The organism is Rhizobium sp. BK196 (assembly GCF_014193255.1).
Classification (GTDB): Bacteria; Pseudomonadota; Alphaproteobacteria; order Rhizobiales; family Rhizobiaceae; genus Rhizobium.
Genome location: NZ_JACHZB010000009.1, coordinates 187,314 through 207,536, shown reverse-complemented (window position 1 = coordinate 207,536; position 20,223 = coordinate 187,314). Strand labels below are relative to the sequence as shown.

The 20,223-nt window shown below is 58.2% G+C and carries 18 protein-coding genes and 3 pseudogenes; 12 read left to right on the top strand and 9 right to left on the bottom strand.

Features of this window, described 5'->3' with window-relative positions; all coding sequences use genetic code 11:
• The first annotated feature begins 85 nt into the window (after positions 1–85).
• The 4 genes from FHT78_RS25455 to FHT78_RS25440 are packed head-to-tail and all read left to right on the top strand — an operon-like array spanning position 86 to position 5,732.
• Complete coding sequence (locus tag FHT78_RS25455; protein WP_348644764.1) at positions 86–1,696, top strand: N-6 DNA methylase; 1,611 nt, start codon at positions 86–88, stop codon at positions 1,694–1,696.
• Positions 1,689–3,893 carry an ATP-binding protein gene (locus tag FHT78_RS25450; protein WP_183749325.1) on the top strand — a complete coding sequence of 735 codons (2,205 nt, stop codon included), beginning with the start codon at positions 1,689–1,691 and terminating at the stop codon, positions 3,891–3,893. The genes FHT78_RS25455 and FHT78_RS25450 overlap by 8 nt, the downstream gene beginning before the upstream one ends.
• Complete coding sequence (locus FHT78_RS25445; protein ID WP_183749324.1) at positions 3,886–5,004, top strand: hypothetical protein; 1,119 nt, start codon at positions 3,886–3,888, stop codon at positions 5,002–5,004. Before FHT78_RS25450 ends, FHT78_RS25445 begins: the two co-directional genes overlap by 8 nt.
• Positions 5,001–5,732 carry a hypothetical protein gene (locus tag FHT78_RS25440; RefSeq protein ID WP_183749323.1) on the top strand — a complete coding sequence of 244 codons (732 nt, stop codon included), beginning with the start codon at positions 5,001–5,003 and terminating at the stop codon, positions 5,730–5,732. Before FHT78_RS25445 ends, FHT78_RS25440 begins: the two co-directional genes overlap by 4 nt.
• 96 nt (positions 5,733–5,828) lie before the next feature.
• Here the strand turns inward: FHT78_RS25440 and FHT78_RS25435 are convergent, their stop codons facing one another.
• A complete protein-coding gene (locus FHT78_RS25435; RefSeq protein ID WP_183749322.1) occupies positions 5,829–6,665 on the bottom strand; it encodes a hypothetical protein in 837 nt (278 codons plus the stop codon).
• A 157-nt stretch (positions 6,666–6,822) separates the two neighbouring features.
• Positions 6,823–7,965, bottom strand: coding sequence for an RHE_PE00001 family protein (locus FHT78_RS25430; RefSeq protein WP_183749321.1), 1,143 nt, complete (start codon positions 7,963–7,965; stop codon positions 6,823–6,825).
• A gap of 230 nt (positions 7,966–8,195) precedes the next feature.
• Between FHT78_RS25430 and FHT78_RS25425 the strand changes: the two genes are divergently transcribed.
• From FHT78_RS25425 to FHT78_RS25405, 5 genes and pseudogenes are all read left to right on the top strand, one after another.
• Positions 8,196–8,438 (top strand): type II toxin-antitoxin system prevent-host-death family antitoxin, encoded by a 243-nt coding sequence (locus FHT78_RS25425; RefSeq protein WP_183749390.1) that lies wholly within the window; start codon positions 8,196–8,198, stop codon positions 8,436–8,438.
• The gene (locus tag FHT78_RS25420; protein WP_183749320.1) at positions 8,438–8,857 is read left to right on the top strand and encodes a type II toxin-antitoxin system VapC family toxin; all 420 of its coding nucleotides are present in this window, start codon (positions 8,438–8,440) and stop codon (positions 8,855–8,857) included. Before FHT78_RS25425 ends, FHT78_RS25420 begins: the two co-directional genes overlap by 1 nt.
• The gene (locus FHT78_RS25415) at positions 8,847–10,013 is read left to right on the top strand and encodes a site-specific integrase (protein WP_183749319.1); all 1,167 of its coding nucleotides are present in this window, start codon (positions 8,847–8,849) and stop codon (positions 10,011–10,013) included. The genes FHT78_RS25420 and FHT78_RS25415 overlap by 11 nt, the downstream gene beginning before the upstream one ends.
• Positions 10,014–10,134: 121 nt before the next feature.
• On the top strand, positions 10,135–11,253 hold the full coding sequence (locus FHT78_RS25410; RefSeq protein WP_183749318.1) for a serine hydrolase domain-containing protein: 1,119 nt from the start codon (positions 10,135–10,137) through the stop codon (positions 11,251–11,253).
• Between the two features lie 29 nt (positions 11,254–11,282).
• Positions 11,283–11,756: pseudogene (locus FHT78_RS25405) on the top strand (tyrosine-type recombinase/integrase); the annotation flags it as partial.
• A 77-nt stretch (positions 11,757–11,833) separates the two neighbouring features.
• Here FHT78_RS25405 and FHT78_RS25400 read toward each other — a convergent pair.
• The 7 genes and pseudogenes from FHT78_RS25400 to FHT78_RS25370 all read right to left on the bottom strand — a co-directional run bounded on the left by FHT78_RS25400 (position 11,834) and on the right by FHT78_RS25370 (position 17,534).
• Positions 11,834–12,325 (bottom strand): hypothetical protein, encoded by a 492-nt coding sequence (locus FHT78_RS25400; RefSeq protein ID WP_183749316.1) that lies wholly within the window; start codon positions 12,323–12,325, stop codon positions 11,834–11,836.
• A 175-nt stretch (positions 12,326–12,500) separates the two neighbouring features.
• Positions 12,501–12,722, bottom strand: coding sequence for a hypothetical protein (locus FHT78_RS25395; protein WP_183749396.1), 222 nt, complete (start codon positions 12,720–12,722; stop codon positions 12,501–12,503).
• A gap of 157 nt (positions 12,723–12,879) precedes the next feature.
• Entirely contained in the window at positions 12,880–13,089 is a 210-nt protein-coding gene (locus FHT78_RS25390; RefSeq protein ID WP_183749315.1) for a cold-shock protein, read from the bottom strand.
• A gap of 219 nt (positions 13,090–13,308) precedes the next feature.
• Entirely contained in the window at positions 13,309–14,178 is an 870-nt protein-coding gene (locus tag FHT78_RS25385) for a transglutaminase family protein (RefSeq protein ID WP_183749314.1), read from the bottom strand.
• Between the two features lie 161 nt (positions 14,179–14,339).
• Positions 14,340–15,428, bottom strand: coding sequence for a PHB depolymerase family esterase (locus tag FHT78_RS25380; RefSeq protein ID WP_183749313.1), 1,089 nt, complete (start codon positions 15,426–15,428; stop codon positions 14,340–14,342).
• A gap of 145 nt (positions 15,429–15,573) precedes the next feature.
• A pseudogene (locus FHT78_RS25375) lies at positions 15,574–16,128 on the bottom strand (fatty acid desaturase); the annotation flags it as partial.
• A gap of 326 nt (positions 16,129–16,454) precedes the next feature.
• The gene (locus tag FHT78_RS25370) at positions 16,455–17,534 is read right to left on the bottom strand and encodes a PAS domain S-box protein (RefSeq protein WP_183749312.1); all 1,080 of its coding nucleotides are present in this window, start codon (positions 17,532–17,534) and stop codon (positions 16,455–16,457) included.
• Between FHT78_RS25370 and FHT78_RS25365 the strand changes: the two genes are divergently transcribed.
• The 3 genes and pseudogenes from FHT78_RS25365 to FHT78_RS25355 form a co-directional block, all read left to right on the top strand.
• Positions 17,442–19,166 carry an ATPase domain-containing protein gene (locus tag FHT78_RS25365; RefSeq protein ID WP_246715414.1) on the top strand — a complete coding sequence of 575 codons (1,725 nt, stop codon included), beginning with the start codon at positions 17,442–17,444 and terminating at the stop codon, positions 19,164–19,166. The genes FHT78_RS25370 and FHT78_RS25365 overlap by 93 nt on opposite strands.
• 22 nt (positions 19,167–19,188) lie before the next feature.
• Positions 19,189–19,569 carry a response regulator gene (locus FHT78_RS25360; protein WP_183749311.1) on the top strand — a complete coding sequence of 127 codons (381 nt, stop codon included), beginning with the start codon at positions 19,189–19,191 and terminating at the stop codon, positions 19,567–19,569.
• 338 nt (positions 19,570–19,907) lie between these two features.
• Positions 19,908–20,219, top strand: a pseudogene (locus tag FHT78_RS25355) (tyrosine-type recombinase/integrase); the annotation flags it as partial.
• Positions 20,220–20,223: the final 4 nt, after the last annotated feature.

Below are 20,223 nucleotides of genomic sequence, written 5' to 3'. Positions count from 1 at the left end.
CCCTTGGCGGCGCCCAGCTTCTATTCTATCACAAGCAGGGCGTGTCAGTCGCATAGGGCGATGGGATTGGCAAAACTTGTGGGTCGTGCTGGCTCAACACGAAGTGGATGGGGTAAAAATGGGGATCCAGGAGCTGACAGGTCGCAAGCTGCTAGGTCAGTTTTTTACCCCCGCATTCGAAGCGAATTCCATTGTCTCCTGGGCAGTACGCACCGGACATGAACGCATCCTCGAGCCCAGCGTCGGGGAAGGTGGCCTCCTCCTCCCTGCACTGGCGTATGCGCGAACGCTGCATCTCGCTCCGAAGTTCGGTGCTATAGCGTGTGACGTGGACAGATGTGTTATTGACAGGCTCAGAGCATCGGTTGGCCCTGACGTCGATTTGATCCATTCGGACTTCTTCGAGCTGGACCCCGAAACGACCGCTCCCGTCGACGTAATCTTGGCAAATCCTCCGTTTACCCGCAATCATCAGCTCAGCCTCGAAGACCGAACTCGGCTCAAGAAGCGTTATCCAGTCAAAGGAGCGGCGGGTCTGTGGGTATATTTCGCCCTGCACGCGCGTAAGTTTTTGCGGCCGGGTGGCCGGATGGCCTTCCTTGTGCCCGCCGCGGCGAGCTTTAGTCGGTATGGTGAAGATCTTCTGCTCCAACTGAAAGAGGAGTTTCGTGATCTTTCCCTGCAGGAACTCCCGAACAAACCGTCATGGATTGGATCGGCAGACGAACGGGGTGTACTCATTTTGGCGGATGGTTATCAGGCCGGACCGGCGTCGGCGATAACTCGTGGTGTTTGGCGCTACGACGGCGTCGCGCGTGGGAAACTGAGCAGAGCCTACGCCAAGACGCCGGCGTTTGAAGCGCTGAAGAAGGCTTCCCGACCGCTTGGAGAAATCGCTGACCTCTCTATCGGCCTCGTGACCGGGAGAAACGCTGTGTTTCTGCTCAACCAACAGGATGTCGCAAAATATCGGATCGATCACCACGACCTCACTCCCATGATCACCCGCGCCAAGCACGTTCAAGGCATCGTCGTCGAAAAGGACGATCTTTGTGGCCTCGCTCACGACGGGGAGAGAACGTGGATGCTTACGCCGCGAGAGCTAGGTGAGCGAGGCAGCGGCGTCCGTTCGAGATTGGCGTTGATCAATGCAAGAGCAAGGCGAGAGACATTGTGGTTCAACAAGCGGTCGCCCTGGTGGATGGTCGGTAAGACCGGACAATGTGATGCTGTTTTTACCTATATGAACGATAAAGGTCCTCGGTTAGCCTTGGTCGAGGACGGAGTTTTTTGCACAAACACCCTACATCAGGTCACTTTCAAACCAGCAACCACGGCGTGCGACCGGTTGTCGGCCGTCGTGTCCATCTTGTCTACATTCGGTCAGCTGTGCGCCGAAGGGATTGGCAGAGGATATGGCGGCGGTCTGCTGAAGTTCGAACTGCAGGAGGCGCGATTGATGCCAACCCTCACGCACGCTGACGGTGTGGCACCCGAAGCAATTCTTGAAATCGACCAAAAACTTCGTAGCGGCCAGATTGACGAAGCTCGGCGCCTTGCGGACGCTGTAATGCTTCCTGCGATCCTGGGCGCGGAATGGCAGACGGCTGCCCGCGAACTCGAGGAAACGCTAGAAAACGTTCGCGGCGCCAGACGGCGCGGAGAAGCCCGCCAATTCGAGTATGGCCATGATTGAGAATGTCACTTTTCATGCCGACGCGGCAATCATAAACCGGCTCGGGCGCGAACTCGTCGCGAAGCAGGAAACAGCCCTGGTAGAGTTGGTAAAGAATGCTTACGACGCCGATGCCACCACTGTTATCGTCTCGTTCGACGGCCGAGGAGGTCCAGGTGCCGTCCTATCGATCCACGATAACGGCGTCGGTATGTCGCGAGATGACATACTCAATGGGTTTCTGAGGCTCGCATCGGACCTTAAGGTCCTCGAACCAAAGTCCCCGTCCTATAAGCGCACTAGGGCCGGTAGAAAAGGGATCGGAAGATTTTCGGCACAGCGCCTTGGCGACCGGCTGGTTTTAACCACACAAGTTGAGGGTCAACCATCGGCATGGCAACTCATTGCTGACTGGAGCCAATTTACATCCGGCAAGCGTCTCGATGACATATCCGTCACTCTTCAGGAACTGCCTGCCACTGCGCCAGGGACAACGTTGAGAATCGAAGGACTGCATGACGATTGGACGACCGGTCAAATCAGGAGCTGCTGGCGGAGCGTCCTCGCTCTACAGCAGCCCTTTCCGGTTACGCCTGTCAAGGATTCCACGATCGATCCAGGATTTACGGTGGAGTTCCGCGACGGCGGCGGTCTTTTCCAAGATGAGACTGTCGTCGCAAACATGCAGACCGAGATACTCGATCACCTGCCCGTGGTTATTGAAATGCGAGTCGACGATAGCGGTCGGGCGATGTGGCGAATAACAAAGAATGCCTTCGGGGAGCTACGGGACTGGCGCCCCATCCATCATGAGGCCCGCGACAGCTCCGAGATGGTCACTTATGGGTCTCTTCGAAACGTCGCAATGAAAGCTTATCACGTCATCCTCGACCCCAACTTATTGCCAAGTGTCGTCTTCACTCGGGTCAGAGATATCCTGTCGCGCGAAGGAGGCATCAGGCTCTATCGAAACGGCTTCAGGGTAACGCCCTACGGTGAGCGCGACGACGACTGGTTGAGGCTCGATGAGATCTATAGTCGCCGAGACTTCCTCGCACCGATCGCAAACAGAAACTTCTTTGGTGTCGTTGAAGTTTCCGACCCCGAAGGGGCTTTGTTCGAGGAACACACATCTCGCGAGGGCCTGATCGAAACTGCGGCTTTCCGAGAGCTTCGAAACGTCACGTCGTCCACGCTCATCACCGCAGCAACTGAAATCCATGCCGACCGCGGACGGAAGACCAGGACCAGCACACCTTCTCCGCGGCCGGAAGTGACGACAGCCTTGTCGGAAGCGCGTGCTGCCATGCGTGCTGCCCGCGAAGCAGCCGAGATTGTCGCCAATTCTTCGCCAGATCCTGCGCCTGCAAAGCTTCTCATCAAGAGTGCCGAGGCGGCCGAGAAAATTATCGAGCAGCAAGAACTGATCATGGTGACGGAGCAACGTCGCGTCGCCGATGAGGCCGCGATGATGAGGCTTCTTTCGTCCCTCGGCATGACAACGGCCGAGTTTAGCCATGAGACCGGAATGGCTTTCGAAGCGTTCAGGTTGGACCTTGATCGTGTGTTCGACGTGGCGATCTCAGCAAAGCAGAATGATGCAAAATTCCTTTCCTTGGCTTCACGGGCACGAGAAGCATTGGTCCGTTTGGATACTTTGACAGGCTACCTAAACGCTACAGTCGCTAGCCGTGCTCTTCGCGAGATTCATCCGGTAAGCCTCAGCAAAGCAGTTGAGGATTTCGCGCGTGGAATACGTGCGCACGCGGAAACCCAATCCACGAAGATTGACATCGACACGCCGCCGCTCGATCCGCTGTATACGGTCCCAATGCATGAGGCGGAGCTGGCCTCGGTCCTTTTGAACTTTCACACCAACGCATTAAAAGCGATGAAGCGTACCAGCAAGGCAAGAAGGATCCTCGTTGCGGCGGATCGTGACGCAGAGGACCACAAGGTTCGACTAAGATTTTGTGACACCGGGGATGGTGTACCCGTTGAGATGCGGGAGCGGATCTTTGAGGCATTCGTAACGCGACAGAGTGCGCCGACTTCGAGCGCTTCTGACACCGAGCACGCTCAGGGCACGGGGCTAGGCCTTTGGATAGTGGAGCAAATCGCGACTAATGCCGGTGGCAGCGTTGAGGTCGTCGATCCACCGGAAGGTTATGCCACGTGCTTTGAGCTTCTTCTGCCCGAGGAGAGCGACAATGGTTGACAGAAGCGATGTTGACGGGAAGTGGCTTTTTGTCGACGATGACGACGCGAGTGCTGCCTCATATCGCGATGCTTTTGCGGAGGCATCTGACCCACTTGAAATCGTAATTGCTCGACCCTCGGCCGGCCGTGAGCTGCTCTTGACGGGCGCCCATCCAAAGGGCGTTTTAATGGACGTCGAGCTGTCTGGTGAGGCCGGCGAGCACGGTACTGGCCTCGGATTGGCCCAAGACATAAGGGCTCTGCAAAAATCTGGCGGGATCCCTGAATATCCGATTGTTCGGTTTGCCAACATTCAGCCGGTACAGAAGAACGTTTCAGGAGACCCGGCTAGCGACGATCTTTTCGACGACAAGATAAACAAGGCCGATGTTGGAAAGCGCCGTGACGAGTTTACCCGTCGGATCTTGGGGGCACAAACGGTCTATGAAGGCTTGCTTGCTTTCGAGAAGGGCAAACTCGATTTCAAGCAACTCTTCAAAATTGACGATCAGCACATCGAGGAATGGCTCCACCCTGGTTTGCTCTCTCGATTGGAGGATGGACATACGCACGCCACGCACGTGGCTGCCGGAGCCTTCATTCGCTCGTTTCTTGGGCCGCCTGGTCTCCTTGTTGGTCAACACCTTCTGATAACGCGCCTCGGTATTGATCCTGAGAGCGCAAAGGAGCACTGGAAAACTATAGCCTCTTTCGCTGACGGATTCGCTTATGCCGGCCTGGGTTGTGGGTTTTCGTCGCGCTGGTGGTCACGCGGCCTCGAGCTCGCGTGGATGTCATTAAAGAGCGCGGAGAGCCCTCTGGCGTCCACTCCTGCAAACGAGCGCGCGGAAGTTCTATCGAAGGAACTCGGGGTAGAGCTAGGCGCTCTGAAGATGCCTGGTGTAAGCCCCGGCGATCGTCCATGGCGGTGGTGCCAACTCAGTAGCGAGCAAAATCCGCCCGAGTTTCTTCCAGTCGATCCCAAGTATGGGGTGCGCATCACGCCCCGAGCCGACCTGCCGCCATGGGTAGATCCTATTTATGCGTCAATCGGGGTAGCGCTTCGAAACAAAGAAGATCGTCGTTTAAACCGGCGGGACCTCGACCGGCTAGCAGCGGAGCTGCGATGACCGTATTGGATTCGATTATTGAAGATTTCATCGAGCTTCAAAATCCACTTCGCCGCGTTCCCGAGACAGAGATGATCGCGAACGCAATCGCAGGTCTTCACGGCTCTTTCCAAGGCGCGTCTCGCAACGGCAAAATGCTTTCAGGCATCTTGCCGATGGTGCCTCCACGGCAAGGAATCCATCCTCCAAAAACCGAGTTGATTGACGCGAGCATATCGTTCCGTTTTGGAAGTTCGATCACAAAGGATAGCAAGATCGAAGACGTCTTCTCCGAAATCCAGGTGTGCGTTCGGGGTAAACTGCCGATTGATGGTGGATTTGCCACATTGGAGGATCACTGGAGAATTGACACTCAAACCAAACAGGAGGGCAATCCGCCAAAGGAATCTCATCCTCTATTCCATTTTCAAAGAGGGGGCCATGCCCAGGACGCTTTTGCTGGAGTCCCCGGGTTTGCCCCAGGGCCGGATTTGAAACATGCCGGTCTGGAATGGAGGGGATTGATGCAAAACCCTGGTCCAAGGATACCTGTTGTCCCGATGTGTCCCTCCGCGGCGATCAACTTTGCGCTGGCTCAACACGACGGTGCAGTTTGGCGGAAGCTTATGAACGACCCCGATTACTTCAATCTGATCGAGCGCTGCCAAAACCGATTATGGACGATGTATGCTGATGCGCTGCTGGATGAGAAGCGGAGACGAATGCTGCTTGGCCATTTTCTTCATTAGGTAAATTGTCGGGCGCGTAGCCGCTTACCTCTCCACCCCGCCATCTCCGCAAGCCGTACGCGCCACCGATTTTGATCAGGAAGTCATTGCTTGGACCTACACACGTCCCGATATGACGAAGAGGGTCGTCCAGGCTTTTCGGCGTACGACGGTTTGCCGGTCCCCGAGACAAAATGGGAAGAACTCATACATGTAAGGAACATCTGGATTGCCAATGCCCTTGGCCTGCTCAAGTTCGTGCAGCTCTCGCACAAGCCGTTCTATGAGAAAATAGATTGGTCTAAGAAGCTCGATGAAGATCCAAACACAATGGCCTCGAGTTTGCCGAGTGACTTCCAGCTGGTATGTGACATCAATGGTTAGATCATACTGGCCGCGAGGCCCCGTCTCCCAGCCGAGAAGACCCAGCCGTTCGCAATGAAGTCTTGCGCGGTCCATGATACCTTCGCGCTTCGAGTGACTGAGGGCGTCGTCCGCGATGCGCAAATGGAGATTGAACCAGCGCACCAAGGGATCTGGGTTCGGACGCCCAGCTACAAGTTGATCGATATTGTAGTACCGAGAGCCCTTCGCATATTCCGCCATGAAAGCGAGCACGTCGTCATGGAGGGACTTGGGCTCAAACCATCCGTCGCCGATATCATATGTGCCAGAGATTCCCTCTAATGCTCGATATAAGTCCGTAACAGAATGCCCTAGCTGCCTCAGTTGAGCGTCGGACGGGTTTTGAAGGTCGTGACGAAGGCGAAAGTTCAAAATCCACGCGATCTTCATGATCCGCTCAAGCCCTATCGTCATCTGAAATAATGCCGAATACACGGTGCCTGGCTGATCATAATTCACCTTGTTGAGTGACTCGAATCCGCCAAGCAGAGACGTACTCGCCAAATGCCCTTCCTGAGCAAGCATTCGAAATGAGTGTGAATAGATCATGTTTCTTCCCAAAAAACAGACTGCGAATCGTCGTTCCGCCAAGTCTTATAATCTGTCGCTCTCCGATCGCTGCGCAGCTTGCAGAACCTTCTGATCGTCGCGCGCGAACACCACCATGCATCACCCTATTATTTTCCCGACACAAGGCTGGCGCTATTTAGAACACCCCCCACGCCCGAAACCTCCCCCTCCCCGTCATCTCCCGCAGACCCAGCTCCAAAACAATCCGCCGCGCCGACTGCGGCGTGACATCCAGCGTCTTCGCCACCATGCCGGCCGACACCAGCGGCTTTGCCATGATAAGCTCGACCAGCTTCGGCAGCTTTGACGACGTCCGCCGCCCCTCCAGCTTTCGGTCCATCATCGTTTTCGCCAACGTCAATCGATCATGTTCCTTCATCCCGATCTCAGCGGCCGCTAGAAGTCCATGAGCAATGGCGAGCAGCCGGGTTTCCCGATCGCGATGCCGACGCCGATCGACGGGAATGGTTTTGAGGCCAAGACTGATGGCGGCCAGATGGGTGCCGGTTGTGACGCTGGCCTGGCGCAGCATGGAGGCAGCAAACAGCCGGCCAAGCCAGGCCGCATGCTGCAGCACCGCGAGCTCGTTCCAGGCGTCGAGGGCGACGATGGCCTGCAGCACCGCCGGCAGATCTTGGGCTTGGCGCAACACGCCGCGCCATTCGTCGAGCCGGGCATCCTCATCCCAGTCAAGATCATAGATCATCGGATCTTTTTCCTCGCCCTGACCACTGGTGGTGTGGTCGGGACGTCTTGCGTTTTCGATGGCGGCGTTCGATCGGGCGAGCACCGCATCGATGGCGGCATAGTCGACGCCGGGAAGATCTTCGATGTCGTCGACATCTTCCCCCTCCCCTTCCCGTTCGCCCCCCTGTGCAGGCTCTCTGCGGTCGTTCGCGGCGCTGTCAGGACCATCCGATGGCCCAAGCCACGCCTGGGTCTGTCGCAGATTTCGGATACCCTCTGCGGACAAGGCCCAATCCGGCGATTGACCAGCAATCCGCCTACGGGTTCGCAAAACATCGCGGGCGATGGTGAGTTCGTGGGTCGGGGTGCGGATGTCGCAGGTGGCGTCGTGGAGGACGAGGTCTTCGAGATGGACCAGTTCGCCATCGATCCACAGCGAGGCGCAGGCGTCGGCAAAATGGGATCGTTCGAGGAAGCCCGCGCCGACGGGCGAGCGGGCGATGCGCTCGTCGAGACGCGTAAGCGCGATGCCGGCGTCGAAAGCCGGCCGCATCAGGGCTGTCATGCTGATTTTCGCGAGATCGTAAGCCATTGAAATAATGGTAAATGATTTGCTAAAGGAACTCTATCTGAATATTACGGTTCCTCACATGGTATGATTGTAGGTTGGTGGCCTAACCATCGATAAGTTTCAAGTATCGATAGTGATATGGTTAGGGCTTGACCAACTTACGGAAACGCGGCCATATGATCGCGCAGAATGTCGAAAACGGTGAAAATCGTCGTCTGCTCGACGAGAGAGACTATCCCTGGAGCATCATCATGACCGTTACCGTCAAGGTCGCCGAAGCCAAAACCCATCTGTCCGAGCTGCTGGCGAAAGTCGAAGCGGGCGAAGAGGTGATTATTTCGCGCGGCAATACACCTGTCGCCCGTCTCTCTCGCATCCGCCGCGACAACGACGTCGACGCGTTGATCGCCGAAATCAAGGCCCAGCGCACCGGCCGTCCCGTAACCACGCAGGACGAAATCCGCGAATGGCGCGATGAAGGCCGACGTTACTGATGTCCTTCGTTCTCGATGCCTCCATCGCCGCCGCCTGGTTTCTGCCCGACGAGCAACACGATGCCGCCGACCGGCTGATGTCGGAGATACGGTCGACGGTCGGTCTCGTGCCGGCGCTGTTCTGGTTCGAAACGCGCAATCTGTTTCTTGTGGCCGAACGGCGTGGCCGGCTTCGCCCGGGCGAACCACTTCTGCTGATGACCCAGTTGCGGGGGTTGCCGCTCGAGGACACCGGATCGGGCGGAGATGGGCTGGTGCTGGACCTGGCGGCCCGTTACACGCTGACCGCATACGGCGCGAGCTATGTCGCGCTTGCCAGAACGCACGGATTACCTCTGGCGACCGGCGACCGAAAGATGGCCGCCGCCGCCCGCGGTGAGGGAATCCCCGTTGTCGGACCACTCGAACATGAGCACTGAGCTGCGGCTTTCAGGCCATGAAATTCTAAAACGTGCCGAGGAACTGGACGCACTCGATGCGATCCTGCCATTCGACCGGCGCGACCAGCTCGCCGAGCTCCTGACCGACGAAGACGTCGCCACGCTGAAACATCTCGCCAGCGAGGGCATGGGTGCCAACACGCTCCGCGCGCTGGCGTCCGACCTTGGCTATCTTGAGGCCTGGTGTTCAGTGGCTACCGGCGCCCCCCTCCCCTGGCCGGCGCCCGAAAGCCTGCTGTTGAAATTCGTCGCGCACCATCTGTGGAACCCGGCCGAGCGCGAGAATAATCCGGATCACGGCATGCCCGAAGATGTGGCGATCGCACTTCGCACTAAGGGCCTCCTGAGAAGCGTCGGCCCGCATGCGCCGGCGACCGTTCGCCGGCGGTTGACCAGTTGGTCGATCCTCACCCGCTGGCGCGGCCTGAACGGATCGTTTACCGCCCCTTCCCTGAAATCTGCGCTCAGGCTCGCCGTGCGGGCCAGCGCTCGGCCAAGGCGGCGCAAGAGTACAAGGGCGGTCACCGGCGATGTGTTGGCAAAGCTGCTGGCCACCTGTGCCGGCGAGCGCATGGTCGATCTTCGCGACCGCGCCCTCTTGCTCACCGCCTTTGCCTCCGGCGGCCGCCGACGCTCCGAAGTTGCTGACCTGCGCGTCGAAGATCTCGTCGACGAAGAGCCGGTGCATGCCGATCCCCGAAACTCTGTCTCCCCTCTCGTGCCCTGCCTCACCATCTGTCTGGGCCGCACGAAGACGACGACAGCAGACGACCGAGTGCATGTCGTTTTGATCGGCCGGCCGGTCGTCGCGTTGAAGCAGTGGCTGGCGGCGGCGAAGATCGACACTGGACCGGTTTTCCGACGTATCGACCAATGGGGCAATATCGATCGCCGGGCTCTGACGCCGCAGTCGGTCAATCTGATCCTGAAGACGCGTTGCAGCCAAGCTGGCCTCGATCGCAAGGTATTTTCGGCGCATGGGCTGCGATCCGGGTATCTGACCGAGGCGGCCAATCGCGGCGTGCCGCTGCAGGAGGCCATGCAGCAATCCTTGCACAAGTCGGTGACGCAAGCGGCAAGCTACTATAGCAACGCCGAACGTAAGAACGGACGGGCGGCTCGATTGATCATGTGAGCGACCGTATCGCGATCACTTATGGTTCTACACAGCACCTACCGGCACTGCGCTGCCTTGCGGACATAAGCGAAATATGTAGTCCTGGGCCTGCTTTGCAGGCCATTGGAGGATTGGTGCGATGAAGGCTCGGATCGACACGATTATCGAGAAGGCGATCGAGACAGGCAAGATCGTCGGCACTGTCGTGATCGTCGTCGAGGACGGAGAGACCGTATATAGCCGCGCCGCGGGTTATGCCGATCGCGAAATGGGGAAACCCGTCGAAATCGGGACCATATTCCGCCTCGCGTCCGTGAGTAAGCCGCTTGTAGCTGCCGCCGCCTTAGCACTTATCGACAAGGGGAGGCTTGCTTTTGGCGACCTCGTGCGGGATCACCTTCCTTATTTCCAGCCTCGGCAGCCAGATGGGAAAGTAGCCGATATCACCATCCATCACCTGCTCACTCATACGGCGGGCCTCAGCTATGGTGCGGACCCCGAAACCACACCACCGGAGCGGATGTTCAATAGTGGTCTTTCCGATACAGACCTCGATTTTCAAGAGAATTTCGGCCGATTATCGACCTTTCCGCTCCTGGCCGCACCGGGCACGCTCTGGTCTTACTCGATCGCTATCGACGTCCTAGGGGCAGTCATAGCGCGGATTGAAGGCTGCAGCCTGGATGAAGTGGTGCGTCATCACGTGCTCGAACCGCTTGGGATGAGAGACACCGGTTTCTCGGTCAGTGACCTGGAGCGACTTGCTACGCCTTATGCTGATGGCAATCCGACCGCCGTCCGGATGAATGATCGGCATCTGGTCCCGGACAGTGATGGCAACTTGCTGACCTTTGCGCCGTTTCGGCTCTTCAACCCAAAGGCTTTCCAATCCGGTGGCGCCGGCATGGTGGGGACGGCGCCGGATCTGATCTCCTTTCTTGAAACCATTCGTCAGGGCGGGGCTCCTATCTTGAAGGCGGACACGGCGAGGGCGGCGCTTCTCAACCAGATCGGTAATATCCCGCGCCCAGCCGAACCAGGACAGGAGTTCTCCTTTTTGGGCGCGGTGATTCAGGATCCGGTTCTGGCGGAGTCTTCGATGTCAAAAGGATCGGTAACCTGGGGCGGAGTCTATGGGCACAGTTGGTTCATTGATCCGGTGAAAGGCATTTCCGCCGCGATCATGTCCAATACCGCCGTCGAAGGCTGCCTGGGATTGTACCCGAGAAATATCGCTCGGGCGATCTACGGCCTTTAGTGGTTTTCTCGCGGGAGGCCGTTCCCAGAGTTTGGAAGAGCGAGCAGCTGACGGTCGAACCGCCGATAAAGAGTGAGGACGATGCCCCCCTCCCCTCGCTTTCCATCCATCTTGACCGCACCAAGAATTCCGGCGCCAGCCAGGACGAGGTCGTTTATCTCATCGGCCGGCCGGTAGAGGCACTCGATGCATGGCTGGACGCCGCGAAGATCGACAAGGGCGGGGTGTTTCGGGCGATCGATCGATGGGGTCACGTTTCTGGCCGGGCGCTGGATCCGAAGGCGGTCAATGATATCGTCAAGACCCGGGTGGCCCAGGCCGGGCTGGAGGTGGGGGAGTTTTCCGCGCACGGGCTACGGTCGGGTTACCTGACCGAGGCAGCGAACCGCGGCATCCCCCTCCCCGAGGCGATGGAGCAATCGCGTCACCGCTCGGTGCAGCAAGCGTCCAGCTACTACGACAGTGCAACGAGGAGGAGCGGCCGGGCTGCGCGCATGCTGTAAACGCCCAAGGGGCCTCGGCAGGACGACCGGCTGCTCATGTCCGAAATGCGTTGTCATAGAGGATTAGGGTTGGGCTCCTATCGATCGATCTGGAGCAACGCTCGTAAGGCCTCATGTTCAGGCCCGTTAGGTTTAAGATCGAGGAATGCGTCGATCGACCTGCGTGTCTCGTGCCCGCCCGATGCCGGATTGGCGCGGTGCAGGACAAAGGCACCTTCTCGCTTGCCATCCCCGCACAGAAACCAGCGGTCGCCGTTGGAACTCGCGGCGAATTCCATCTGCTTTTCCGGTCCGCAGCTTTCCTCGACAGGATCCATCTCGTCCAGGGGATGCGCCTGACCGCAAGGGATCGTTCCTTGATCCACCGGCTCACCTGGGGCTTGCGCGTCACCTGTTGTTGTCGAGGCGGGATAGTCATCCGGCGCGATCATGCCAGACCGGATCTGCTCAACGAGAGTGGTCTCCGCCGCGTGGTCCGCTCCCGCTTCCGGCTTCAGGTCAAGCGTCGCGTAGTCCGCTCTTTTAAGAAGCTTGCGCAGAAGAGACTGCTTTATGCCGGTTACATTCACCATAGCCAGCCCTGCGTGATCAAGAATAGGATAAAGAGGAAGCTCGTAACGGCGACTGCTGCTGGAGCGGCGTTGGAAGAGCTTGGCGAAAAAATTCTATAGATGGGAGGCATATCCTCTCCTTCCGTTAACGCGTCGTCTGACTACCGGGGATGATTCCGCGGGTAGTCCCTCATCACGCTGCTGCGGATGATGCTGTCTTCCGGCGCCCAGTCGGGCGGCCCGGGTTTGGCATAACCGGCTGCGCTTCGCGCAATTGGCGCAGGCGTGCCGTTTTGCGGATCCGCTCAGCTGCTTCCGTTTGAATGAGCTGCCGCGCGACTTCGCTAGTGGTTGCGGCCTTGTCTCGTGCGGAAACCTTCTCTGGCTTGAAAAACTCCTGCTTCGTCATGGTCATGATAATCTTCTTTCGGTCTGTAGCTCGGACGCATCCGAGAAGTCGACGGTTGGATCGAAGCCGGTCTAAAAACAAAAAGGCCGGGCGCTAACCCGACCTCTCACAGTCACTCAGCTCTGCTGCCAGTACATCCGTGGTCAGCGGGGCGAATGAACACTCAAGCTGCCTGAATATTTTCGGCCGAGCTTTTGCCGGACTTGCCGTCCTGAACAACTTCGTAGGAAATCTTCTGGCCATCCGTGAGCGAACGCATTCCAGCGCGCTCGACAGCAGACGCATGGACAAAGACGTCCGTGCTACCGTTGTCCGGTTGGATGAAGCCGAAGCCCTTGGTGGAGTTGAACCATTTTACAGTACCAGTATTCATGACGATTTCCTTTCAGAGCAATCGTTGTGGTTCCCGCGATACTTCGCGGGATAAGATCGATGATTTGAGAGGAAATCCGACGGGAGCGAAGACGCGGACCAACATCACAAGCAATGGTCGATAAACCACATATGGGCACAAGTTGTGATTTTACAAGGGGCGCGCCGATTTAAGTCTGATCCAGGAGGATCCCGGCGTTTCCGCCTGTCGCTCGCATCATCAGCCGATGAAGGCGATATCGACGGCGACATGCATCGACATAAAGGCATCCGCGGGACCGATAAACGTTCCCGACACGGGCATGAGCTGGGTAATGTCGCGTGCGACGGCCACGGGGATCAGGTTGGCGCTTCCCATGCTTCTGTTTGTCGGATCGAACGCGATCCATCCTGCACCCGGGAGGAACACCTCAACCCATGCATGGGTCGATCCGCCCGACGACGAACCGACGAGGGTGCTCGCCGGGTCATAGAGATATCCGGACACGATCCTCGCCCCGAGCCCAAGAACCCGGACAGTTTCGGCAAGGAGTGTCGCAAGGTCCCGGCAGCTCCCGGACCTTAGGCGAAGGGTCTCCAGCGGAGGCTGTGTTCCTTCGGTATCTCGTGCTCGATAGGCAACGCCGTCCGAAACACCGGCACTGAGATCCTTCAACAGCGCCAGCGTGTCGGTCGAATTCTCCATGACGAAGCCCCTGACCCACTGCTCCAGTTCGTCGGAGGGATCGGGATACTGAGCATCCCTGAGAGAGCCAAGATCCTTCCAATCCTGATCGTCGTAGAGGAAGGGGTAGGTTACTCCTAACGCAGCGATGTCGAATACCGGCCAGGCTTGCGATTTCAGGTCGACATCGGCATGGCTTATGATCTCTAGCTGGTGCGTCGGCTCCGAGAACGTCAGGGTCGCAATTGCGTTTCCGAACACATCCGTAGTCCACGCGACTTTGCCTTCCGGCGAGACCGTCATTTGGTGATGGTGCAGCAGGAGATCTGGCCCTTCGCGCGGTCGCAGCAATAGCCGATAGGGCGAGAGGTGAACGGGACATCGGTAGCTGTAGGTCGTCCGATGGTTTATGGAAAGCTTTGCCATTTCCGCTCCTCACGCAGAATAAACCTAAGTGCACATATGTTCAGATACTGTGAAACAAGAGCCGTTTTCTCCCGCCGCCGCGGGTCCGACGGTCCGCCGGATCCAGAATTAGTACCATATAGCAGTTGAAGGAATTACTTGCCGGGCGGCCAAGAACACGCTCATCTCAGGAGCCCTGCGGATCGCAGCGCGCTCTCTATGACGTCCTGGACATAGCTCGTGGCCTCCTTGCGATCATCGCTTCGTCTCTCGTTAGAGGTCGCCGCCCGCGCATCGGATCTGGCGCGACGCTCGAAGGACGGCGTGAGACCCCAACTCCGAGCAATGTGTTCCGTCGACGAGATGCCGACGTCGAGCATGTAGGGCGCTTGCGAGCCATAGCCGCTCGACGTGTCGATAGGAGTGCCGTGTCCCATGCCGCCAATGCGGTGAAGCTCAATGGCGTCGGCGCCTGTCTTGTTTGTCCAGGTATGACGTTCATATCCATCGATAGCGTCAGACCGCGCCGGTCGATCGGCAACCTCGTGCATGACCTTCCATTGCTCGATGATGGCTCGCGCGTTCAATTCGTCTACGGTCTTGTCGGCCGCACCGTGCCAGACGGATATCGTGGGCCACGGGCCCACATGCGTCGACGCCAAACGAAGCCGCTCCTGAAGTCGTTCGCGGGAGGGCATGCCGTGGCCCCGCATCCGGTCGAACGCCTCTGGAACGCTTGAGGCAACGCCATAGGGCAGACCCGCAATGATCGCTCCCCCTGAAAACACCTCCGGATAAGCGGCAAGCATGGCGTTCGCCATGGCGCCGCCGGCTGACAGCCCCGTGATGAACACTCTTTTGGGGTCGATGCCGTGGTCGGAAACCATCCTGTCGATCATCTCGCGGATCGAGCGAACCTCTCCGCGATCACGTTCGATGTGGCTTTCGGAAAACCAGTTGAAACAGAGGTTCGGATTATTCTGGCGGGACTGCTCGGGAAATAGAACAGCGAAACCGAATTCGTCTGCCAATTTCGACCATCCCGATCCAGCATCGTAGCCGGCCGCGGTCTGGGTGCAGCCATGCAGGACGACGACAAGCGGCAGTGGGCCCGATCGCTGGTTGGTTTCGGGAGGATAGTACCAGCCAAGGAGGTTGCCAGGGTTAGCGGTAGCAATCTCTAGGCGCTTGAGTCTGGTTGGACCCGCATCCATCACCGAATTGGTACGGTATCGTTGCAACCGATGCAATGTATCCGAAAGACTTCTCATGGAGCATCCTAGCTAATCGCGGAAGGCCAATCGACGTCCCGGATATTCTAGGTAATGCTGCACTGCACAATTGCAAGTCCCGAACACCGGATAGAGATCGGCCGAGCTCACGGCAAATGCCATATGCAACCGGCGGGCAAGGCAATCATGAGGCTTCCTTCTTGGCCTGGGTGAAGGAAATCAACCGCTGCGTTTTCTCGTTCCAAAGCACGAGCCTGACTGATGCCGAGCCATCGCGAATGCTGATCGACCAACGTCGGCAAGCTCAGGATGGTCACGAAGCACCACGCAGCCGATAAAACGGTACCCGGCTTGAGAGGTGATGAAGGTGGTGCATCCCGATATTGCCGGTAATCCACCGCAAGGGTCGAGGCAGATCGTAGTGGGAGGCTCCATGCATGGCTGCGTACGGAAATGCCCATTCCGACGGCCTCGACCAGTGGGGCTCCTCGAACTGATGCTGGACATAGAACAGCCAGACGGCCGCGGATCCGGCAATGAGAACGATGGCCAGACGGATCAACAGGAAAGGGATGATGCCCACGCTCCAAATCAACACCGTCGCCAGTGGGGTAACGGCTAGGTTCGTTGCTATCGTCGAGACCCAAGGCAGGGCGCCCGAGCGGATCATTCCAAAGGGCAGCCGCTGTTTGATGAGAAACAAAAAGGCTGGGCTAATTCCGAACATCACAAAGGGATTCCAGGCGGCCCGGGTCGCGCTTTATCATCCCTGCCGGTATACCCGGCTCTTGTTAAAGCAAAAATTGTACATATCTATCTAATGTCGACCAATGCTTGTGGCGTCGAGTTGGAATTATGCTCCGCCGATTGCTCCTTACCGGTTGATCTTGCCGCCGCGACAAGGCGGGTTGAGCCGTTCCCGTGGACGTCAAAGTTTCTGCTGGCGGCCTTACCCCAAACAGAAGGAGGACGCGATGTCTTCCAATCATTATGCCGCTGACGATCGCGCCAACGGCCTCGGTGAGCTGTCGCATGTCCGTCGGCTGAGATTGCGAGCCCCGTGGCCTACGAGGGCAACGCGAAGGCATCACGTGGAACCATGAGCCTGATCACAAGCCCATCACGCTGCCAATCCCGCGACACCTTCCCATTCAACGTCCGAACCACCATCTGCTCGAGCGTCGTTCCGAACCCCGTGTCCTCGTTTGGTGAGACTGTGGCGGGTATCGCAAGCGATTCCGCCCACGTGATTTCGAAGCTGTCGGGTCTGGAGCTCAAAGTGACATCCAGTCGCCCTTCGGGCACAGAAAGGGCGCCGTACTTTACCGCGTTGGTCGCATATTCATGGAAGAGCAAAGCGAGGCTTGTGACCCTGTCGGCGCTGACTGGCGCGTCCTCGCCGTGCAGCCGCCACCGCCCCTCCTCCTGATCTCCAAAGGGAGAAAGCAGGCTGGTGAGAAGATTAAAGAGGGTCGTCGACTGTTCCGCGAATGCCTCGCCGCCGGTGAAGCTCGGTAAGGTCATCTCGTGGGCCCGCGACAGAGCGACAAGGCGATCCTTCATGCCGGTTGCAAGCTCGGCCGGGGTCTGCGCCGTTCGCGCCGCGAGCGTGATGATGCTGCCGGTAATCGCAAAGAGGTTCTTCACGCGGTGGTGCATCTCACGCAGCAGCAGATCCTGATGCTGTGCCGCCCGTTTGTGTTCCGAGATGTCGCGGGCGATCTTCGATGCACCGATGATCTTGCCGTTGCCGTCGCGGATCGGCGAGATCGTCAGGGAAATATCGATCAAACTCCCATCCTTTCGTCGGCGGACCGTCTCGAAATGATCGACCCGCTCGCCGGATCTGATCCGCGCCAGGATCGCCGGTTCTTCGCCGAGCCGATCCTCCGGGATCAACATGGTGATCGGCCGTCCCACGGCTTCATCCGCGGTATAGCCGAATACGCGCTCGGCGCTCTTGTTCCACGTGGTGATGATGCCCTGCAGGGACTTGCTGATGATGGCGTCGTCTGAGGACTCGACGATCGCGGCGAGGAAGGCCGCCGCATCATGTCCTGGCTGCGCGGCCGCGACACCCGCTTCAAGCTGTTCAAGACGATCCTGAGCGCTACCGCCCTGCCCGTCGTAGCCTCTGTCTGTCATTGCCGCTCACGTACCCCAGGATGTGAATCGAAAGAACTTGAACGAGCGGGATTACGCATCCTTCGGGTGAAGAATAGCGCCCCGGCGTGGGAAATAAAGCCCTTGGTACAACGGGGCTGTTGCAATATCGTCCGCCGGACCTACGCTGCGATCACCTTCTCCTATCGGATGACCATTCCCATGCATGACCTTCCAAGACTGTCCACTGGAATCCCCCGCCTCGACACAATCTTGGGCGGCGGCCTTGTCGAAGGGGCGTCCTATATCGTTCAGGGTCAGCCCGGCGCTGGCAAGACGATCTTTTCCAATCAGGTGGCGTTCGCCAACGTCTCCAAGGGTGGCAAGGTCCTGTATGTCACGCTTCTGTCGGAGACCCATGACCGTCTGTTTCAGGCGCTTGGTACGCTGGACTTCTTCGACCGTTCGCAGCTTGGAGTGAACATCTCCTACGTCAGCGTGTTTCAGACGCTGCGCGATGAGGGTCTGTCTGCCGTCGTTAGCCTTATACGTCAGGAGATCGCCCGTCAGAGTGCAACTCTGCTGGTCTTTGACGGCCTTCTCAATGCAAGCGACCGCGTGGACACCAATCTCGACGTGAAGACCTTTGTTGCGGAAGTCCAAAGCCAGGCCGCGTTCGCCGGCTGCACCGTCCTGTTCCTGACCAGCACGCGCATTGCCGAGGACAGCCCGGAGCACACTATGGTCGATGGTGTCATTGAGCTTCATAACGAACTTGTCGGGGTTCGAACTGTCCGTCGGCTACAGGTCAAAAAGTCAAGAGGAAGCGCCGGACTGGGTGGCTATCACCAGTTCGAAATCACCTCCGCCGGACTGGTCGCTTATCCGCGTCTTGAAGCCATCCACTCGACTGCAGCGGTTGAGGACAAGCCCGGATCTGCGCTGATTACATCAGGAACCACTGGATTCGACGCCCTGCTTGGCGGTGGGTTGCCGGAGAGTTCCGTGACACTTGTGTTTGGCCCTTCCGGATGCGGCAAGACTTCATTGGGACTGAATTTCCTCAGCCAGGCGAGCGCCGAAGAGCCGGCGCTGCATTTCGGGTTCTACGAGACCCCTTCCCGCCTCCTGAAAAAGGCCAGAGCTCTCGGCGTCGATCTGGAAACGGCGATGAAGTCTGGCGCACTGGAGATGATCTGGAGTCCGATGACGGAAAACCTGCTCGACAAACTCGGTCACCGGCTCCTCGATGCGATCCGGTCACGTGGCGTCAAACGCCTTTTGATCGACGGGCTCGGCGGTTTCGAGCGGGCTGCGGTCCATCCCTCGCGCCTCGTTGAATTTTTCGCAGCGCTGACGAACGAAATCCGTGCTTTGGGGGTTACTAGCCTAGCGACCTGGGAATTGCGTGATCTGTTCGGTCCGACGGTGACAGCGCCCGGATCTGAAATCTCCAGCCTACTGGATAATCTGGTCATGCTGCGCCATGTAGAACTCGGGTCCCGCTACAAACGCACTATTTCCGTGCTGAAGGTGAGGGACAGGGAATACGAGCCCGTCATCCATGAACTCGGTTTCGGGTCAAAAGGGTTGAACGTCGTCTCCGCCCTTGAGCCGGTGACAGGAGCGACAACCGGTGTGGCTACCGCCGTCGGCCCGGAACCACACGCATGAGAGAAAGCATGAGCCGAACCAGATGCCGCTGATCGTAATCGCCGAGGATGAGTTTCTGATCGCTGACCTTTTGGCCATCATGCTGAAAGACGCCGGTTATGAAGTTGCCGCGGCATCGCACGGCAGGGCAGCGCTTGCTCTTGTACGCGAGAAGCGTCCGTCCCTCGTTATCACTGATTTCATGATGCCACTGATGACCGGCATGGAACTGGCACAAGCGATGCGCGCCGATAGCGACTTGGCACGAATCCCTATCATTCTCGTCAGCGGCGCCCAAGGCAGCATCGGCCGCGCTCATCCCGAGGTGTTCGATGCTGTCCTGGACAAGCCCTATAATGAAACGAAGCTGATCGAGACGGTGTCGCGGCTTATTTCCGCAGACGAGACGCGCAGCATGGGATGACAGCATTATTCGTGGGGTCTGGTAGCGGACACCTCGAGGCCAAACGCCATTCTGACGGGTGCGTCGTTCGCGCGCGAAGGCCAGCCCGACAGGTTGGACTTACTCACCTCTTAGGAAGAAGTTGCGGTCCTTGCGATAAGCTCTTCTGATTGTCCTGAGAACAATCGCAGGAGCCGCCTGACGGCGTTTGGCGCGGCGTCCATTTCCGATCGATCCGCGATCCGATCGACACGTCCACGCCACAAGGCATGTTTTCGCTTCCCGGACTTCGTGAACGGCGGCCAGAAGCGATCAAGGCAGTATCAAAGGCTAGAGAGAAACTCTATCTCGACGAACTGATCTCGTCCGCCAAAATCGACAGCGGCAGTGTGTTTCGGGCGATTGACCGCTGGGGCAATGTTTCCCGCCGCGCGCTCGATCCGAAGGCGGTCAACGACATCGTCAAACGGCGGGCGACATTGGCGGGTTTGAATGCTGGAGATTTTTCTGCGCACGGATTGCGATCGGGATACCTGACCGAGGCCGCCAATCGTGGCATTCCTCTTCCTGAAGCAATGGAGCAATCGCGACATCGCTCGGTTCAGCAGGCGTCGAGCTACTACAACGATGCAGAGCGGAAGAACGGGCGGGCGGCACGTTTGTTCGTTTAGCCGC

What these genes read in the sequence shown, in the direction of transcription:
- FHT78_RS25450 (WP_183749325.1), top strand. Translation starts at nt 1,689, where the DNA reads ATGATTGAGAATGTCACTTTTCATGCCGACGCGGCAATCATAAACCGG.
- FHT78_RS25445 (WP_183749324.1), top strand. Translation starts at nt 3,886, where the DNA reads ATGGTTGACAGAAGCGATGTTGACGGGAAGTGGCTTTTTGTCGACGAT.
- FHT78_RS25440 (WP_183749323.1), top strand. Translation starts at nt 5,001, where the DNA reads ATGACCGTATTGGATTCGATTATTGAAGATTTCATCGAGCTTCAAAAT.
- FHT78_RS25435 (WP_183749322.1), bottom strand. Translation starts at nt 6,665, where the DNA reads ATGATCTATTCACACTCATTTCGAATGCTTGCTCAGGAAGGGCATTTG.
- FHT78_RS25430 (WP_183749321.1), bottom strand. Translation starts at nt 7,965, where the DNA reads ATGGCTTACGATCTCGCGAAAATCAGCATGACAGCCCTGATGCGGCCG.
- FHT78_RS25425 (WP_183749390.1), top strand. Translation starts at nt 8,196, where the DNA reads ATGACCGTTACCGTCAAGGTCGCCGAAGCCAAAACCCATCTGTCCGAG.
- FHT78_RS25420 (WP_183749320.1), top strand. Translation starts at nt 8,438, where the DNA reads ATGTCCTTCGTTCTCGATGCCTCCATCGCCGCCGCCTGGTTTCTGCCC.
- FHT78_RS25415 (WP_183749319.1), top strand. Translation starts at nt 8,847, where the DNA reads ATGAGCACTGAGCTGCGGCTTTCAGGCCATGAAATTCTAAAACGTGCC.
- FHT78_RS25410 (WP_183749318.1), top strand. Translation starts at nt 10,135, where the DNA reads ATGAAGGCTCGGATCGACACGATTATCGAGAAGGCGATCGAGACAGGC.
- FHT78_RS25395 (WP_183749396.1), bottom strand. Translation starts at nt 12,722, where the DNA reads ATGACCATGACGAAGCAGGAGTTTTTCAAGCCAGAGAAGGTTTCCGCA.
- FHT78_RS25390 (WP_183749315.1), bottom strand. Translation starts at nt 13,089, where the DNA reads ATGAATACTGGTACTGTAAAATGGTTCAACTCCACCAAGGGCTTCGGC.
- FHT78_RS25385 (WP_183749314.1), bottom strand. Translation starts at nt 14,178, where the DNA reads ATGGCAAAGCTTTCCATAAACCATCGGACGACCTACAGCTACCGATGT.
- FHT78_RS25380 (WP_183749313.1), bottom strand. Translation starts at nt 15,428, where the DNA reads ATGAGAAGTCTTTCGGATACATTGCATCGGTTGCAACGATACCGTACC.
- FHT78_RS25365 (WP_246715414.1), top strand. Translation starts at nt 17,442, where the DNA reads ATGTCCTGGCTGCGCGGCCGCGACACCCGCTTCAAGCTGTTCAAGACG.
- FHT78_RS25370 (WP_183749312.1), bottom strand. Translation starts at nt 17,534, where the DNA reads ATGACAGACAGAGGCTACGACGGGCAGGGCGGTAGCGCTCAGGATCGT.
- FHT78_RS25360 (WP_183749311.1), top strand. Translation starts at nt 19,189, where the DNA reads ATGCCGCTGATCGTAATCGCCGAGGATGAGTTTCTGATCGCTGACCTT.